Annotated in this window: 16 protein-coding genes; 6 read left to right on the plus strand and 10 right to left on the minus strand. The window is 58.2% G+C overall.

All coding sequences use genetic code 11. The features are described from left to right. Window positions 1-79: 79 nt before the first annotated feature. From AVI_RS15065 to trhO, 5 genes are all read left to right on the plus strand, one after another. Window positions 80-574, plus strand: coding sequence for a CYTH domain-containing protein (locus tag AVI_RS15065; RefSeq protein ID WP_015917160.1), 495 nt, complete (start codon window positions 80-82; stop codon window positions 572-574). Next, entirely contained in the window at window positions 552-1478 is a 927-nt protein-coding gene (locus AVI_RS15070; protein ID WP_015917161.1) for a CHAD domain-containing protein, read from the plus strand. Before AVI_RS15065 ends, AVI_RS15070 begins: the two co-directional genes overlap by 23 nt. Before the next feature lie 10 nt (window positions 1479-1488). Continuing rightward, complete coding sequence (locus tag AVI_RS15075; RefSeq protein ID WP_015917162.1) at window positions 1489-2187, plus strand: helix-turn-helix transcriptional regulator; 699 nt, start codon at window positions 1489-1491, stop codon at window positions 2185-2187. Window positions 2188-2283: 96 nt separating this feature from the next. Then, window positions 2284-2661, plus strand: coding sequence for a VOC family protein (locus AVI_RS15080; RefSeq protein WP_015917163.1), 378 nt, complete (start codon window positions 2284-2286; stop codon window positions 2659-2661). 76 nt (window positions 2662-2737) lie between these two features. After that, a complete protein-coding gene (gene trhO, locus AVI_RS15085; RefSeq protein ID WP_015917164.1) occupies window positions 2738-3682 on the plus strand; it encodes an oxygen-dependent tRNA uridine(34) hydroxylase TrhO in 945 nt (314 codons plus the stop codon). Between the two features lie 52 nt (window positions 3683-3734). Here the strand turns inward: trhO and AVI_RS15090 are convergent, their stop codons facing one another. The 3 genes from AVI_RS15090 to AVI_RS15100 all read right to left on the minus strand — a co-directional run bounded on the left by AVI_RS15090 (window position 3735) and on the right by AVI_RS15100 (window position 6426). After that, window positions 3735-4484 carry an EAL domain-containing protein gene (locus AVI_RS15090; RefSeq protein WP_015917165.1) on the minus strand — a complete coding sequence of 250 codons (750 nt, stop codon included), beginning with the start codon at window positions 4482-4484 and terminating at the stop codon, window positions 3735-3737. Between the two features lie 113 nt (window positions 4485-4597). Next, on the minus strand, window positions 4598-4933 hold the full coding sequence (locus AVI_RS15095) for a hypothetical protein (RefSeq protein WP_041698210.1): 336 nt from the start codon (window positions 4931-4933) through the stop codon (window positions 4598-4600). A gap of 119 nt (window positions 4934-5052) precedes the next feature. Next, window positions 5053-6426: a GH1 family beta-glucosidase gene (locus AVI_RS15100; RefSeq protein WP_015917167.1), complete on the minus strand. Its 1374-nt coding sequence runs from the start codon at window positions 6424-6426 to the stop codon at window positions 5053-5055. Window positions 6427-6707: 281 nt separating this feature from the next. Here AVI_RS15100 and AVI_RS15105 point away from each other — a divergent pair, with 281 nt between their 5' ends. Beyond that, window positions 6708-7709, plus strand: a complete 1002-nt coding sequence (locus AVI_RS15105; RefSeq protein ID WP_139192537.1) for a hypothetical protein — start codon at window positions 6708-6710, stop codon at window positions 7707-7709. 58 nt (window positions 7710-7767) lie between these two features. On the opposite strand, the gene AVI_RS15110 is transcribed toward AVI_RS15105, so the two are convergent. The 7 genes from AVI_RS15110 to AVI_RS15140 all read right to left on the minus strand — a co-directional run bounded on the left by AVI_RS15110 (window position 7768) and on the right by AVI_RS15140 (window position 17117). After that, window positions 7768-8949, minus strand: coding sequence for a Gfo/Idh/MocA family protein (locus tag AVI_RS15110; protein WP_015917169.1), 1182 nt, complete (start codon window positions 8947-8949; stop codon window positions 7768-7770). Window positions 8950-8967: 18 nt separating this feature from the next. After that, the gene (locus tag AVI_RS15115) at window positions 8968-10020 is read right to left on the minus strand and encodes a sugar phosphate isomerase/epimerase family protein (protein ID WP_015917170.1); all 1053 of its coding nucleotides are present in this window, start codon (window positions 10018-10020) and stop codon (window positions 8968-8970) included. 98 nt (window positions 10021-10118) lie between these two features. After that, window positions 10119-11426 (minus strand): xylose isomerase, encoded by a 1308-nt coding sequence (gene xylA / locus AVI_RS15120; RefSeq protein WP_015917171.1) that lies wholly within the window; start codon window positions 11424-11426, stop codon window positions 10119-10121. Window positions 11427-11463: 37 nt separating this feature from the next. Continuing rightward, the gene (gene xylB, locus AVI_RS15125) at window positions 11464-12933 is read right to left on the minus strand and encodes a xylulokinase (RefSeq protein WP_015917172.1); all 1470 of its coding nucleotides are present in this window, start codon (window positions 12931-12933) and stop codon (window positions 11464-11466) included. 23 nt (window positions 12934-12956) lie between these two features. Next, window positions 12957-13997, minus strand: coding sequence for a LacI family DNA-binding transcriptional regulator (locus AVI_RS15130; protein ID WP_015917173.1), 1041 nt, complete (start codon window positions 13995-13997; stop codon window positions 12957-12959). Between the two features lie 240 nt (window positions 13998-14237). Then, window positions 14238-15815, minus strand: a complete 1578-nt coding sequence (locus AVI_RS15135) for a DHA2 family efflux MFS transporter permease subunit (protein WP_015917174.1) — start codon at window positions 15813-15815, stop codon at window positions 14238-14240. A gap of 36 nt (window positions 15816-15851) precedes the next feature. Beyond that, on the minus strand, window positions 15852-17117 hold the full coding sequence (locus AVI_RS15140) for an HlyD family secretion protein (protein WP_080517027.1): 1266 nt from the start codon (window positions 17115-17117) through the stop codon (window positions 15852-15854). Window positions 17118-17133 lie beyond the last annotated feature (16 nt).

The following is a 17133-nucleotide window of genomic DNA, read 5'->3' on the forward strand; positions in this document are numbered from 1 at the left end:
TTCAAGGATCGATGGAACTATTGTCAAACCGGCGCCATACTATAGAGTGAAATCGATTTTAACGTGACGGAAAGCAGCCATGGCAAAGGAAATCGAAAGAAAATTCCTGGTCCGCACAGACACTTGGCGTCAGCATGTCAGCAAATCCAGCAGCTTTCAGCAGGGCTATATCCTGTCGGGGGCAGATCGTTCCGTGCGCATCCGCATCCGCGACCGGGCCGATGCGTTGCTGACCATCAAGATTGGTCATGTTGGCCTCAGCCGCGATGAATTCGAATATGAAATCCCGCTCGCCGACGGGCTGGAAATGATCGACAAAGCCCAGGGCAACGTCATCGAAAAGACCCGCTATAACGTTGAATATGGCGGCTATCTCTGGGAAGTCGATGTCTTCGCTGGCGCCCATGCCGGGCTTGTGGTGGCCGAGGTCGAACTTGAAAATGACTGCGAAGACCCACCGCTGCCACCGTGGGTCGGGCGGGAAGTCACCGGCGACGGGCGCTATTCCAACCAATGGCTGGCAACCTCGACGCCACAGACGGAAAGGCGCAATGGCCTATCGCTTAAGGCCTGACCTGAAGACAGGCACCGCCATTGCCGGGATGCTGGGCGCGCTTTTGCAGGCTGCCGCAGCCGATCTTGATAGGGGCGCAGAAGCCCAGGCCGACGAACGGGACCGGGCCGTCCATCTTGCGCGCCGCAAACTGAAGCGCGCCAGAGCTCTCTACCGGCTGATCGCCCCGGCCATTGCCGACCTGCGTCGCCGGGAAAACCGGCGGATAGGCGATATTGCCCGCAGCCTTTCAGCACTTCGCGATGCTGCCGCATTGCTGGAAAGTGTCGAGGCGCTTCAAGAAGCAACCCTCAGCGATGAAGAAGCCGATGCCCTGCAACAGGCGTGGTCACTCCTGTCCAATCGCCATGAACGGCTGTCGGCCAATCTGGAGGCAGGCCAGAGCGCAGTGATGCGCGATGCGGCAGACGGCTGCCGTGAGGCGGCAGATGTCGCCATGGGGATTGAGTTCAACGACCGGCCCGCCAAGGTCGCCCGGATATTTGCCAAGGCCTGGGCCAAGACCTTCAAGCGCGCTGAAGCAGCCATTGCAGCCTGCCGCGAGGGCAGCGAAGCTGAAAGCTACCATGCGCTGCGCAAGGCCACCCAGACCTATTGGATGCATTTGTCCTTGCTGCGCGATCTTTGGCCAAGCGCCATGGAGATGAAACGCAGCGCCGCCAAGCAACTGGCCGATCTGCTGGGCCATGAAAATGACCTGTCGGTGCTGACCTCGGTGCTGGATGAAGACTCAAGTCTGTTTGCTGGCGGCGAAACTTTGTCCCATCTGCTCGCCATCATCATCCGCCAGCAGCAAACCCTGCGTCGGCAAGCACTTGAGGCGGCGGATGCATTGTTTGCCGACGGACCCGACCTTGAACCGGCCGTCATCGAAGCATTCTGGCTGCGGGCCGCAGCGCAATAGGCAGCAGTTGATGACCCGGTCTGAGCGTCTTCTTTCATTGCTGCAAATTCTGCGGCGCTATCGCCGCCCGGTGACCGGACAGGTGTTGGCCGAAGAACTGGGCGTCTCCATCCGCACGCTCTACCGCGACATTGCCACGCTCCAGAGCCAGGGCGCCGGTATCGAGGGAGAGGCCGGTCTTGGCTATGTGCTGCGTCCGGGCTACATGCTGCCACCACTGATGTTCAGCCCACAGGAAATCGAAGCGCTGGTGCTTGGTTCCCGCTTTGTCGCACAACGAACCGACCAGCATCTGGCCTTTGCCGCCCGCGACGCGCTTGCAAAAATCACCGCTGTGCTGCCCGACGAACTTCGCCGCAGCCTTGAGGATAATAGCCTGCTGGTCGGACCAAGCGATAAAGCGGCGGGGCAGCTTCCGGCCGATCTCAGCCCATATCGGCAAGCGATCCGCGCAGAACATGTGCTGCATATCGTCTACCGAGATGAAAAAGGGGTGGCGAGCAACCGCGATATCTGGCCCTTCGCCCTGACATTCTTTGAAGGCGCACGGATCTTGCTGGCATGGTGTACGCTGCGGGAAGATTTCAGACATTTTCGCTGCGACCGCATTGGGGAGTGCAAGACACTCGCTCTGCGCTACCCGGTGCGTCGAGCCAGCCTGCTGAAACGATGGCGCGAGCATAACAGCATTCCAGATCGGATTTTTTAGAGCGTCAGACAAAAGAGCAGAGCTGTCAACACTCCTGCCATTTTTTGGCAGCAGGCTGAGTTACAAACCGGGCGTCAACCTGAAGGAGACGTTCCCATGACAGCCACCTCGACCCCGAAAATGACCATTCTTTACGTCGACGCACCCGAGACAAGCGCCCATTTCTATCAGCAGGTCTTCGGTCTTGCGCCTGTCGAATTATCGGCGACATTTGCCATGTTCGCGCTGCCGGGCGGGTTCATTCTCGGCCTCTGGTCCCGCCACACCGTTGAGCCTGCGGCAAGCATCGCAGGCGGTGGCTGCGAACTGGCGATCCGGGCCGATACGGCTGCGGATGTCGATGATCTCCACGCGCAATGGCAAGCGCTTGGCGTACCCATGCTGCAAGCACCGACCGATATGGAGTTCGGGCGGACTTTCCTCGCCACCGATCCAGACGGCCACCGGATTCGCGTCTTCAACCCACCGGCATGACTTGACGAAACTCAAAGCGTGGTGTGCCTGCTGAAATTCGTTGATTCCCGGCGGCATTGGCAGTATTTCGCACGCCATGACAGACGATCTTCAAAATCCTCGCCATGAAGAGGGCGGCGCATTCTGTGTGGCCGCGCTCTATCATTTTGCGTCCTTCGCGCGGTTCGAAAGCTTCCGCGAACCGCTTGATGCGCTCTGCAAGGCGCAGGGCGTCAAGGGTACGTTGCTTTTGGCCCATGAAGGCATCAATGGCACGATTGCCGGCACGGATGCGGGCATTGCCGCGGTGCTGGCCTATTTGCGCGCCCAGCCGGAATTTGCCAGTCTTGAGCACAAGGAAAGCCGGGCGTCGAAAATGCCGTTCGTGCGCATGAAGGTGAAGCTGAAGAAAGAGATCGTCACCATGGGGGTCGAGGATATCGACCCCAACAAGATCGTTGGCACCTATGTCGATCCCAAGGACTGGAACGCGCTGATTTCCGATCCGGACACCATCGTCATCGACACCCGCAACGATTACGAGACCGCCATCGGCATTTTCCGGGGCGCTGTCGATCCCAATACCAAGACGTTCCGCGAGTTTCCCGATTGGGTGAAGAACAATCCCGGTCTGCACAACAAGCCGAAAATCGCCATGTATTGCACCGGCGGCATCCGCTGCGAAAAGGCCACGGCCTTCATGAAACAACAGGGTTTCGAAGAGGTCTACCATCTGAAGGGTGGTATCCTGAAATATCTGGAAAACGTGCCGGAGGAAGAAAGCCTGTGGGACGGCGCCTGTTTCGTATTCGACGAGCGCGTGTCCGTGACCCACGGATTGAAGGAGGGCGACCACCAGCTGTGCCACGCCTGCCGCAACCCGATCACGCCGGAAGAACTGTCCTCGCCCTATTATGAGGCAGGCGTATCGTGCAGCCATTGCTATGAGACCCGCACAGAAGAAGACCGGGATCGCTATCGCCAACGCCAGAAACAGATTGCGCTGGCCAAGCAGCGCGGCGAACGGCATATCGGCGGCTGATCCGGGATCTGTGAGGCAGCGCTTGCCGCCACACGTCCAGGCATAAGGATTGTCACGACAGGAGCGCAAGATCCGGTTGATCGAACCGTTCAAACGCTGGGCGGGCGAGAAGATAGCCCTGAATATAGGGCACGCCCATATCCTTCAGCACATCCAGCTCTTCCTTGGTCTCGACCCCTTCACACAGGGGAAGAATGCCGAACTCCGTCAACATCGCCAGCGTATGGCGCAACACGATCCGCTTGGCGCGATCCTGATCGATACCGCGCACCAGTTCCATATCCAGCTTGACGATATCGGGCTGAAATTTCGCCAGAAGCGTCAGCCCGGCATGGCCCGCGCCAAAATCGTCAATCGCCGTCTTGAAGCCAATGCTGCGATAGGTTTTCAGAATGTTGAGCAGATGATCGGTATCGATCCGCTCGTTTTCGGTAAATTCAAACAGAATCCGATTCAGGGGAAAGCCGACCCGTTCAGCGGTTTTAAGCGTCAGGCGAATACAGGCACGCGGCTCGTAAACGGCATTGGGCATGAAATTGATGGACAGCTTGGCCGTTGACGCCTCCGGTAGCAAGGACGCCGCCAGTTCAATGGCCTTAACTCGACAGTTTTGATCAAAGGCATAGCGATTTTGCGTGTTGATACCGGCCATGACCGTGGCGGCACCGGCACCGTCCGTGCCACGCACCAGCGCTTCATACCCAAACACAGCGCTAGTTCGGACATCAACAATTGGCTGAAATGCCATGGAAAACGGGAGGTCGAACGCCGTCCCGTCCCGGCAACTTTCACATGCCGTCATCCAGATCTCCCGTTTAAAACTCAGAGCAATTCTATTCTGAAATCTTGAAGAATTCACTTCTGCTAAAAAATCCGGAAAATACGGTGGGAATGAGGGCGCGACTATACCAATCGCTATTTCCGATGCTGTTTCTTGATCGTATCGATTTCGTACATCAGCGCCCGAAAGGCGATAATCGCCTCGTTATCGGCCAGTTTTTCATCCAGGACCAGCGGCTCCAGCTGTTTGATCACCACGCGCAGAGCGTCCTCGATACGACCAAGCTGCTTGCCGTAGCTGGCAACATTCATCAATATATCCTTCTCGGCCTCGGGATTGGTCGAGGGGCCGACATCGATATTGAACGTGACCAGACTGGCCTGCCCGACCTGGGTCGGACTATAGACCCAGGTCCATGGATTGATCGCCTGAGTGACATTGCCTGACAGTGGCAGCTGTACCCGTCCCATATGCATTCCCCCTTTTGATAGACACAACCTGAGAGGGAAGTTTGCCGTGTTGCGGCGCAATAAGCAAGAGCGCGACCACGCAAGAACGAGGGGGCCAGAAACGAGGCGGCAGAATGGCCTCATTCGGCGCTGTGGTTGCCCTTGGGAAATTCGGCTGCCAGCGCGCTATACCATTTGCCGCTGTTTTTCAGCGTGCGAACCTGCGTGCCATAATCGACATGCACGAGGCCAAACCGCATACGGTAGCCTTCGGCCCATTCGAAATTATCCATCAGGCTCCAGGCGAAATAGCCCTTCATGGGGATGCCGCTGGCAATCAGGTCGGCAATCACGCCCAGATGCTCGGCGTAATAATCCAGCCGTGGCTGGTCATCCACCACGCCCTCGGCCACCTCCATATTATAGCAGGCACCGTTTTCAGTGATGTAGCAGACCGGCAGCGTGTAGCGATCATAGAGCCCTTCCACCAGGGACTTCAGCGCCGGGGCATAGACTTCCCAGCCGATATCGGTCTTGACTGATGAGACCGGCGGCGCATCCACCGTGGCGGGGAACTCGGCGCCCTCAGCCGGATTGTCGGCAACCCGCATCGGCGTGTAATAATTCAGGCCCCACCAATCGAGTTTCTGGGAAATGACCTCCAGATCGCCATCCTCGATGACAGGCATGCGGTCGCCCAAAGCAGCAAAAAATTCTGCCGGATATTCGCCCTTGAAGACCGGATCGAAGAAAGCGCCATTGTGAAACTGATGGGCACGTTCAGCGGCGGCCTGATCAGCCGCACTCTGCGAGCCGGGGATGACCGAATGGGCGTTCAGCACCAGACCAGCAGGCACCTGCGGCGCGACCTGCCTGATAGCATCAATGCCCAGCCCATGGGCGAGATTGGTATAGTGCAAGGCATGCAGCGCTGCCTCCATATTGCGCTCGCCCGGCGCATGCACGCCGTAGAGATGGCTAAGCCAGACCGAGCACCACGGCTCATTGAACGTCGCCACGGCATCCAGCCGGTCGCCCAGCCGCGCCATCACCAGCTTGGCATAGCGCTGGAAGGCATAGGCCGTGGAGCGCGCCGTCCAGCCGCCATCGCCCATCAGCGCCAGCGGCAGATCCCAATGGTAGAGCGTCGCATAGGCTTTGATGCCACGATCTTTCAAGCCATCGACCAGCTTGTCGTAAAAATCCAGCCCCGCCTCATTCACCCGGCCCGTGCCATCAGGAATAATGCGCGGCCAGGCGATGGAAAATCGATAGGCGGAAACGCCCATCTCCTGGATCAGGTCGAGATCCTGTTCCCAGCGATTGTAATGATCGCAGGCCATATCGCCATTATGCCGCTCAAACACCCGCCCCGGCATGTTGGAAAACGCATCCCAGATGCAGGGCTTGCGCCCATCCGCCTTGGTGGCCCCTTCAATCTGGTAGGCGGCGGTGGCCACACCAAACAGGAAATCACCGGGGAAGCGGGCGGCAAGGGCTTTGGGGTCGGTCATCGTGGCTCCTTGTTGCGATCATGGACGCAGGCGGCCTGTTTATACCGCGCATAGCATCGGAACAAATGACAGTTTTCAACAGCTGAACGTTTGCCCTGGAAATTGGGGTGAACCGCTCTAATTCTCTCCGAATAAATATAATTATATCGATGTCATTGCTGCGCCAATACCATCGATTTCCATTCATTCGAATAGCCTGATTCTATAGCGATTTCTCCAATAGTCATAGTGGCGCCATGCGAAGAACCGTCATCGTCAGTATCATAGTCATCCTCAGCATTTTGGCGATCCAGCAATGGCTCGTGATTGGCCTGTTCTCCCACAATGTCTATTCTTTCTTTTATCCCAGCGAGGCGAAGAAGCATGAGGAGAGAGCCGCCGCCGCCTTTCTGAATGGAATCGATCTCGACGATGGCAACTATGCACTCGTGATCGCTAAGCCGGACGAGGCCCGCGTCATCACCGATAAGACCGTATTGCGGGCCAACAGTAACGACATCACGACCCTGTTCGATTTCACGCAATACCTCCCGGCAGAACGACCGGCCGGCTATTCTCTTCAACTTTTCAGAAACGGAACGGAAGTGAAACACGACGGCGTTCTCCGCGAGGAAAAATTCATCGTGCCTGAAAAGGTCTGGCAGGCAGGCACTGTCGTGACGTCAGAGGAAGTCAGCCTTCCGCGGGATGATTATGTGAAAGAAATTGAAAGACTGGATAAGGAACCGGGCGTTCTCTGGATCAGCAAAGAGCCGACGAAAGCGCCGGAAATCGATCTTAAGTTCCGCATCAATGTCCCGACAATCGCCATAGCGGCAGGCCACGAATTTGACTCCAACAGTTATAGCGCCAAGCTCAAGCAACGGCTTTCGGCCCTGATCGGGACTGTCGGACCGTTCACGATTGATGTAACGGCAGGGCAAGGGACCGGGAGACAATTCCTGACCAATGGCGACGATGACGACAACACCATCCGATCCACTAACGACCAATCCGGCTATCTCGGTATCGATGATTTCGATATGTATTTTTTCTATGCCGATCTGGAGAGCAATCAAGCCGTCTTCGACTATCTCCAAGCCCACAGCGCCGATATCGAAAACCTTGTCGCCGCAGACCGCAATCGTGATCTGGTTCTTGCTGCAAGGGCGCGCGTTGTAAAAGACGGCAAGGTAAACATTCCCGTCGAAAAGGTCGGCATCTCCGGCTATCAGGATAGAGTAGAAATTTGGGATCTTCAGCCGGTCCTGTACTATGCGCAGTATTGGCGCGAGAACCACTGACATCTCGCCCCTTCGATCATTACCAGGACCGAAGGGACGGCAACCGTTTGCAGTTTGCTTATCGAGACGAAACCCGCACCCAGGCCCCATTCTGCTTGGATGATTCAATACACGCCGTCACAAAGGCCACGCCCTTCACCCCATCATCCACCGTGGGATAAACCACATCAGGATCAACCGCCGCCCCCGTTCTTGCCGCAAGGATCGCTTGGGCCGCCTCGGAATAGATGGTGGCAAAAGCTTCGAGATAGCCTTCGGGATGGCCGCCGGGAATGCGGGTGACGCGGGCAGCTGCCCCGCCAGCACCAGCACCGCCGCGGGTGATTAGCTGTTTCGGTTCGCCGAGCTTGGTATACCAGAGGTAGTTCGGGTCGGCCTGTGTCCACTCAATCCCGGCTTTTGTGCCGTAGATACGCACTTTCAAGCCGTTTTCATTGCCGGTTGCTACCTGGCTGCACCAGAGCAAGCCTTTGGCTCCGCCTTGGAAACGCAGCATCACATGGGCGTTGTCATCCAGCCTGCGGCCTTCGACAAAGGTGTGCACATCGGCGGCGAGTTCCTCCAGTTCCAGCCCGGAAATGAAGCTGCCGAGGTTATAGGCATGGGTGCCGATATCGCCGGTGGAGCCGCCGACACCGGATTGGGCCGGGTCGGTGCGCCAGACGGCCTGCTTGGCGCCTGTCTGCTCTACCGGTTCCGCCAGCCAATCCTGCGGATATTCCATCTGTACCAGCCGGATCTCCCCCAACTCGCCGTTTTGCACCAGTTCACGGGCATGACGCACCATGGGATAGCCCGTGTAATTGTGGGTGAGGATGAACAGCGCCTTGGCTTTGTCGGCCACCTCTTTCAGCTTTTTGGCGTCGTCCAGATTGGAGGTCAGCGGCTTGTCGCAGATCACATGGATGCCGCGTTCCAGAAAGGCTTTCGCCGCCGGGTAATGCATGTGATTGGGCGTGACGATAGACACCGCCTCGATCCCATCCGGGCGCGCCGCCTCTTTCTCTGCCATTTCTTCAAAAGAGCCGTAGCAGCGGGTGGGATCAAGCCCCAGATCCCGGCCCGAGGCCAGGGATTTCTCCGGCGTGGAGGACAAAGCTCCCGCCACAAGATCGTAATGATCGTCGAGCCTTGCCGCCATGCGGTGGACCGCGCCAATAAACGCGCCCTGCCCGCCGCCCACCATGCCGAGACGAATTTTCGCGGCGCGTTGCTCGGATTTGCTTGCTTCGATTGTCATGATGTCCTTCCTTCGCCGTTACAGTCCCAGCATCCGCCGGTTGGCCGCCTCATCCGTGCCGCTGGCGGCGAAATCGTCAAAGGCGTGCTCCGTCACCCTGATAATATGGGCCTTGACGAATTCTGCCCCTTCGCGGGCGCCGTCTTCTGGGTGTTTCAGCGCGCATTCCCACTCGACCACGGCCCAGCCTTCGAAATCATTGGCCGCCATTTTCGAGAAGATCGCGCCGAAATCCACCTGTCCATCGCCCGGCGACCGGAAGCGGCCTGCACGGTTGACCCAGGATTGGTAGCCACCGTAAACGCCCTGTCGGCCATTCGGATTGAACTCGGCATCCTTGACGTGAAACATCTTGATCCGGTCTTTGTAGATGTCGATATTGTCGAGATAATCGAGGCATTGCAGCACATAATGCGAGGGATCGTAGAGCATGTTGGCGCGGGAATGGTTCTTCACCCGCTCCAGGAACATCTCGAAGGTTACGCCATCATGCAGGTCTTCGCCGGGGTGGATTTCGTAGCACACATCGACGCCCTGCTCGTCGGCATAGTCGAGAATGGGCAGCCAGCGTTTGGCCAGTTCGTCAAATGCGGTTTCCACCAGACCTGCGGGGCGCTGCGGCCATGGGTAGATAAACGGCCACGCCAGCGCCCCGGAAAAAGTGGCATGTGCCTTGATGCCGAGATGGCGTGAAGCTTTCAGCGCGTATTTCACCTGTTGTACCGCCCATTCCTGCCGGGCCTTCGGGTTGCCACGCACTTCCGGGGCAGCGAAACCGTCAAACGCCTCATCATAGGCCGGATGCACTGCCACCAATTGGCCCTGCAAATGGGTGGACAGCTCGGTAATCTCGACGCCATTGGCGCGGGCCACACCGGCCAGTTCGTCACAATAATCCTTGGATTCCGCGGCTTTTTTCAGGTCGATCAACTGGCTGGCCCAGGTCGGAACCTGCACGCCGAGATAGCCTTTATCGGCAGCCCATTTGGTAATCGCATCCCACGAATTGAAGGGCGCGGCGTCACCGGCAAACTGGCCCAAAAACAAGGCAGGGCCTTTAATCGTCTTCATAAACATCTCCTCCAAAATGATACTGAAACGTTGCAGTTTATCTAGCAAAGAAAACTGACAGGGAAAACCTCCATTTCCCTGTCAGCGCATCAACGCGATCAGACGTAGCGATTGACGACGTTTTCCAACAATTCCTGCTGACCGGAGACCGGCTGCGGATTGATGTTTTCGCCTTCAACGCGGGCCGCAATGCTTTCCAGCGTGCCGCTGGCCAGCATGGCCTTGGCGCCGTCGCTATTCCAGCCTGCATAACGGTTGGCAAGCGGGCCGGACAGAGCCTTGTCTTCCACCATTTTCGCAGCCGCCTTCAGGCCACGGGCGCAGCAATCCATGCCGCCGATATGGCCGATCAGCAGATCCGCCGGGTCGATGGACTGGCGGCGCAGCTTGCTATCGAAATTGGTGCCGCCGGAGGTAAAGCCACCCGCCTGCAGGACCTGATAATAGGCCAGCGCCATTTCCGGCACGTTGTTGGGGAACTGGTCAGTATCCCAGCCGGATTGATAGTCATTGCGGTTCATGTCGATGGAACCGAAAATGCCCAGCGCGTTGGCCAGCGCCAGTTCATGCTCAAACGTATGACCGGCCAGAATGGCATGGCCCTGCTCGATATTGACCTTCACTTCCTTCTCCAGACCATAAGTCTTGAGGAAGCCGTAGACGGTGGCCACATCATAATCATACTGATGCTTGGAAGGCTCCTGCGGCTTCGGCTCGATCAGGATTGCGCCCTTGAAGCCGATCTTGTGCTTGTATTCCACCACCATGTTGAGGAAACGGCCCATATGGTCCAGTTCCTGTTTCAGGTCAGTGTTGAGCAGGGTTTCATAGCCTTCACGGCCACCCCACAGCACGTAGTTTTCGCCGCCCAGCTTCTGGGTGGCATCCAGGCAAGTCTTGACGGTTGCGGCGGCAAAGGCAAAGACGTCAGGGTCCGGGTTGGTGGCGGCACCCGACATATAGCGACGATGCGAGAACATGTTGGCCGTACCCCACAACAGCTTGACGCCGGTATCGGCCTGCTTTTGGGCAAAGTAATCGACAATCTCATTGAGATTTTTGGTATTTTCCGCAAAGGACGCGCCTTCAGGACGCGCATCCGCATCATGGAAGCAATAGTAAGGCGTGCCGAGTAACTGGAAGAATTCAAAGGCCACATCGGCCTTCAGCTTGGCAGCCTCCATCGAATCCTTGAACCAAGGACGCTCAAACGTATTGCCGCCGAACGGGTCGGTGCCCGGCCACACGAAGGTGTGCCAGTAGGCCACGGCAAAACGCAGATGGTCCTCCATCCGCTTGCCCATCACCACTTCATCGGGGTTATAGTGGCGGAAGGCCAGCGGATTGGTGCTGTCAGGGCCTTCATATTTGATCTTGGTGATGTCGCCGAAAAAGCCTGTGCTCATGGGTTTTCCTCCTAATGTTAAACGTTTTCTGTTGTTTTCAATGGGCCAGCGTGATGGGACCCAATTGCTTGATGGCCGGATAGAGCGCGCGGTAGCGCTGATAAGCGTCCTCGTAGCCGTCGCGCAAAGCCGTCACGGGCTCAATGGTTGCCTCCGTCGGCGGGGCTGAGCAAACGGCGAGCGGATCGGCACCGGTTGCGGCAATCAACCCCAGGCGGGCAGCACCAAAGGCAGCCCCAAAGTCACCATCGGCTGGAATATCGACGGGAATGCCAAGCGTGGTGGCAATCGACGCCAGCCAGTAGCGCGAGCGCGAGCCGCCGCCAATCGCGGTGACCCGTGACAGTGACGTTCCCGCCGACTTCAGCGCTTCAAGACTGTCCCTGATGGCGAAGGACACGCCTTCCAGCACGGCCTGGGTCAGAACAGCGCGGCTGGATTCGTGGCCGAGACCAATGAACGCGCCCCGGATTTCGGCATCGTTATGGGGCGTGCGCTCGCCCGAGAGATAAGGCAGGAAGGTGACGCCAGTCGGGGCCTTGAGGTCCTCACCAAGCTCATGTGTCAGGTCTCCGGCAGGCTTGCCGCTGACACCGGAATACCAGTTCAGCGCGTCCGTGGCCGACAGGATCACGCCCATCTGGTGCCAGGTATTGGGAAGCGCGTGGCAAAAGGCATGCACGGCGCTTTCCGGCTTTGGCAGATAGGAGGCATTGGCGGCAAACAACACCCCGGATGTGCCAAGCGACACGAAGGCATGGCCTTCCGCCACCGTGCCCATGCCGCAAGCAGAGGCCGCGTTGTCCCCCGCCCCGCCGGCAACGATGACACCGGCACCCATGCCCCAATCAGCCGCCAGCTCGGCGCGCAACCGGCCCGCCTCGGCAGTGCCTTCGACCAATCCGGGCATGTGCTGCTCGCCGAGATCGGTGGCGGCGAGAAGCGCGCTCGACCAGGCGCGCTTGCCGGTATCGAGCCAGGAGGTACCGGCCGAATCCGACATCTCCGACAGATATTCACCCGTCAGCCAGAGCCGCAGATAATCCTTGGGCAGCAATACCTTGGCAACTTTGGCGAAGATGTCAGGCTCATTCTCCTTCACCCAAGCCAGCTTCGGCGCGGTAAAGCCTGGAAAGACGATATTGCCGGTCAGCGCGCGAAAACGCGGATCGGCATCCAGTGCTGCGGCTTGTTTGAAGGAGCGGGTGTCGTTCCACAGAATGCAGGGCCGCAAGACGTCACCCTGCGCATCGATCAATGTTGCGCCATGCATATGGCCGGAAAGACCAATGCCTTTGACGGCAGAAAGCTCGCGGGAAAACTGTGCTTTCAGCCCGGCAATCGCCTCCTGTGTCGCCCTGATCCAATCCGCCGGCGCCTGTTCCGACCAGCCGGAATGCGGGCGCGAGACGGTTAGCGCGCCATTGGCCGAGCCAATCACCGTCTGGTCCGCGTCGATCAACATCGCCTTGACGCCCGACGTGCCGAGATCCAATCCGAGATACATGAGAAGCCTCCCTATCCTGCCTGTTATCGCTGTTCTTGCTCTGGCAGATTGTCTTTGAGAAATATGTCGAGACGAATACGTTCCTGCGCAGCCAACACAGCCGCGCCATCGGCCTTGGCCTTCAGCACCCGGATGGCGCTGCGCACTTCATGCCCAGCGTCCTGGTTCAGCACCGCATCAATCAGCCCGGAGATCAGTGCCGCTCTCGTCACCGGCGTCAATTCGTGGGCGACCACCAGGGGGCGACTGTCGGCATCCAGCCGCTCCAATGCCGCGATCAAGCCGCGATTGCCTGCACCAAGACTGTAGAGGCCGGTTATATTCGGCGATTGCGAAAACAGATCGTGCAGCAGGGTTTCGACATGATGCGGATCGTCACGGCCTTCCAGCACCGGCAGCAAGGTCAGTTGCGGAAATTCAGCCGCCATCACGGCGCGAAAGCCCTCAAACCGGTCGCGGTGGTCGCGCACCAGCATCGACCCGGCGACAATTGCAATGGTCCCTTGCCGTCCGCCGGTAAACCGGCCAAGCAGGCTGGCTGCCGTGCGTCCGGCGGCACGGTTGTCTATGCCGACAAAATGGTCGCGCTCGGCACCGCTGAGATCCGAGACCAGTGTCACCACCGGTATGCCAGCAGCACGCAACCGCGCGACCGCCGCAGCCACGTCCGGCGCATCCACCGCCACCACGGCCACGCCAGCGGGTTGGCGGGCCGCAGCATCGTCCAGGGCCGCAACCAAAGATGCGGCATCGAAAGCCGCAACATCGATCATATCGATGCGGGTTCGCTCCATGCCAGCCCGGCTGGCGGCGTCGAGCACTTGCAGGCGCAGACCGTGCATAAAGGAATTGTCATTGGCCGGCAGGATGAAGATGAAAGGATAAATCCGGCCTTTGGCCAGATTGGCAGCCGCCAAATCCCGAACATAGCCAAGCATGCCGACGGCGCTTTCCACGCGGGCGCGGGTCGAAGCACTGACGCCGCTGCGATTGTTCAAAACCCGGTCCACCGTCGCCAAACTGACGCCCGCCTGTGCCGCAATGTCATGAACCGTGGGTTTCATACACACATCTCTCCGTCAGGATCTGACCTTTATCCCATGGTCCCACATCCGTAAATGATTTTCTGATGTACGTACATCAGAAACGCACAAAAAAAGGCCGCCTGTTGAGGGGCGGCCAAGTTTCTGCGGTGGATCGCGGGAATTAATGGTCAGGTAAAAACCTCTACCTAACCAGAATGACGGGGGGTCTTTTACCCGACGAAGCCTTGACCTGCTTTCTCTGGCGGAAAGTCAAATCAATTAGTGCGCCGCATCGGCGGGCACGGCACCTTCAGGTTTTTTAATCATCGTTGAAAGTGCCGTCAGTGCAATAAACAAGATTGTGATCCCTAAAAATACATCCATAAACGCCATGATCCATGCCTGCTGGTTGATCATGCTGGACAGCTTTTTAAAGGCCGCATTTTCACCATCGAGGCCGTAAAATGCGTAATTGGCCGAGACTGTATCAATCCAGCTCATCGCCGCCGGCTTGCTCCAGTTTATATGTTCCACCAGGCGACCGTAATGCTCATCGGTGCGCCGGGTCAGCAATGTGTTGATAATCGCCAGCCCTACGGCACCGCCGAGATTTCGTGTGAGATTGTAAAGACCGGAGGCGTTTTTGATCCGCTCAGGCGGCAAAGTTCCAAGGGCAATATTGTTGATAGGCACCATGCAGGTCATCAACGAGCAGCCACGCAGGATCTGCGGCAACAGCAAGTCATAAAAATCCCAATCAGCGGTCATGCCGGTTACCATATAGGTGCCAAGCGCAAAGCTGGTAAAGCCACACGCCATCATCAACCGCGGGTCCATTTTCGTCGACAATATGCCGGCAAGTGGCGCGGTCAGGAACATGGCAAGACCGGAAACAAACATTGTTTCACCGATCATCAGACTGTCATAGCCGCGTACCCGCGACAGATAGAGCGGATAGAGATAGGTCAAACCATAGAGGCCCATGCCCATGACGAAGGAAAACAGCGATCCAAAGGCAAAATTTCGATTGGAAAAGGCCCTGAGATCGACCACGGGTTGCTCGCAGGTGAAGGCACGGTAGAAGAACACCACCCCACCCAAGGTCATCAGCAGGGCGCCCCAAACAATGCGCTCGTCGTTAAACCAGTCCTTGTTATTGCCCTCTTCGAGAACATATTCCATCGCGCCCAGGAACAGCGCCATGGAAAACAGGCCCCACCAGTCGAATTTCGCCAGAAGCGATCTGTCGGGCTTGTCAAAGTCCACGAATGTCCAGACCACGAGCGTTACGATAATGCCGGGAAAGATGTTGATCAGGAACAGCCAGTGCCAGGACATGGCATGGCTGATATAGCCGCCAACCGTCGGGCCGATGGTTGGCGCAAGCGTTGCGACAAGGCCGATGATCGGCGAAACAATACTGCGCTTGGAAGGCGGAAAAATCGTAAACGCCGCGGCAAAAACCGAGGGAATCATGCCGCCACCGATGAAGCCCTGGATAGCGCGGTAGATGATCATCTGCTCGATATTGGTGGCGGTCGCCGCCATGGCGCTGGCAATGGTAAAGCCAGCCGCAGCACAGGAAAACAGCACCCGTGTCGACACGATCCGTGCCAGCATCCCCGATAGCGGGATCATAATCACTTCCGCAATCAGATAAGAGGTCTGCACCCAGGATACTTCTTCGGAACCGGCCCCGAGGCCAGCCTGGATTTCGGAAAGCGAGGCCGAGACGATCTGAATGTCGAGGATCGCCATGAACATGCCGAATACCATCGCCAGAAAGCCGATGACGTCGCGCCGGCTTGGCATTTGCGCAACCGCATCCGGTCCGGCCGTGCTTGCATTGTCCGTCATGATCTTGCCTCGAAATCCGTGCCTTGGCCGTGCTGATTACTTCGCGTCAGGCGCCTTCGGCGCGGTGCGGGTGTCGATATCGACCACAACACTCAGACCCGCACGCAGATAACCCTTGTCGAGTATCTCCTGCGGAATGGCGATCCGCACCGGAACACGCTGGATGACCTTGGTGAAATTGCCCGTGGCGTTTTCCGCCGGCAGCATGGAGAAGACCGAACCGGACCCCGCGGCGATCGAGACGACCCTACCCTCGAAGGCATGCTCATCATAGGCATCCACATGCACCCGCACCTTCGAGCCCGGCACGATACCGGAAAGCTGCGTTTCCTTAAAGTTCGCATCGATATAGAGACGGCCAATCGGCACCAGTGAGGCAAGCCGCTTGCTGCTCGACACGAGATCGCCGACCTGGACGCCCAGATTGCCGATCACACCGTCATAAGGCGCGCGCAGCACGGTGAAATCCAGATCGCGCTGCGCCTTTGCAACCACCGTTTCTTCTGTCAGCACGCCAGCCTGCGCCTCGGCTTTCTGGGCCTTGAGGACGGCAATGCTTGAAACGGAGGAGGCAACAGCCGCAACCGCAGCATCCACATTGGCCTGGGCGACAGCGAGCGTCGATGTTGCCGTGTCCAGCTCCGACTGAGACATCACGGACTGGGCCCGCAAATCCGTGACGCGCTTGAAGGACAATTGCGCCGTACGCAACGTCGCCTCGGCGGATGCCTGCTGCGCCTTGGACTGCTGAAGTGCCGCTTCGCCGCCCTGCACCTGCGCCTCGATGCGCTCGACCGTCAGCTTCTGCGTGGCGAGCTGGCTCTTGGCCTGATCGAGCGCAATGCGATAATCGCCGTCATCGAGCGTGGCGATCACGTCGCCCTTCTTAACATGATCGTTGTCAGTCACCGAGACCGACTGGACATAGCCGGTCACCTTCGGGGTAATCACCGCGATATCGCCGCCAATATAGGCGTCGTCGGTGGAGATCATGAACCGGCCCTCGGTCCAGTAATTGTAACCGTAATAGCCCGCACCCGCCAAAACGGCCAGCGCGATGACCGGCAGCGCAAAGTTGCGGCGCTTCTTCGGCGGAGCCTGGCCTGCGGCGGGCGCCACCTTCGCGGCGGGCGATGCGGTTTCAGCCCGCGCCTTGGCGTCGCGTGCCGTGGCGTCACCTGTCACCGGATCGGAACCCGCCTCGCCGGTCACGCCTTCATCCAAGGCGGAACGCTCCTGATCGACCGATTGATCCTGTGCATCGACGGCGCGGATCGCGCCCTTTCTGGGAGAAACAGACATAACGTCACCATACAAC

This window comes from Allorhizobium ampelinum S4 (assembly GCF_000016285.1).
Classification (GTDB): domain Bacteria; phylum Pseudomonadota; class Alphaproteobacteria; order Rhizobiales; family Rhizobiaceae; genus Allorhizobium; species Allorhizobium ampelinum.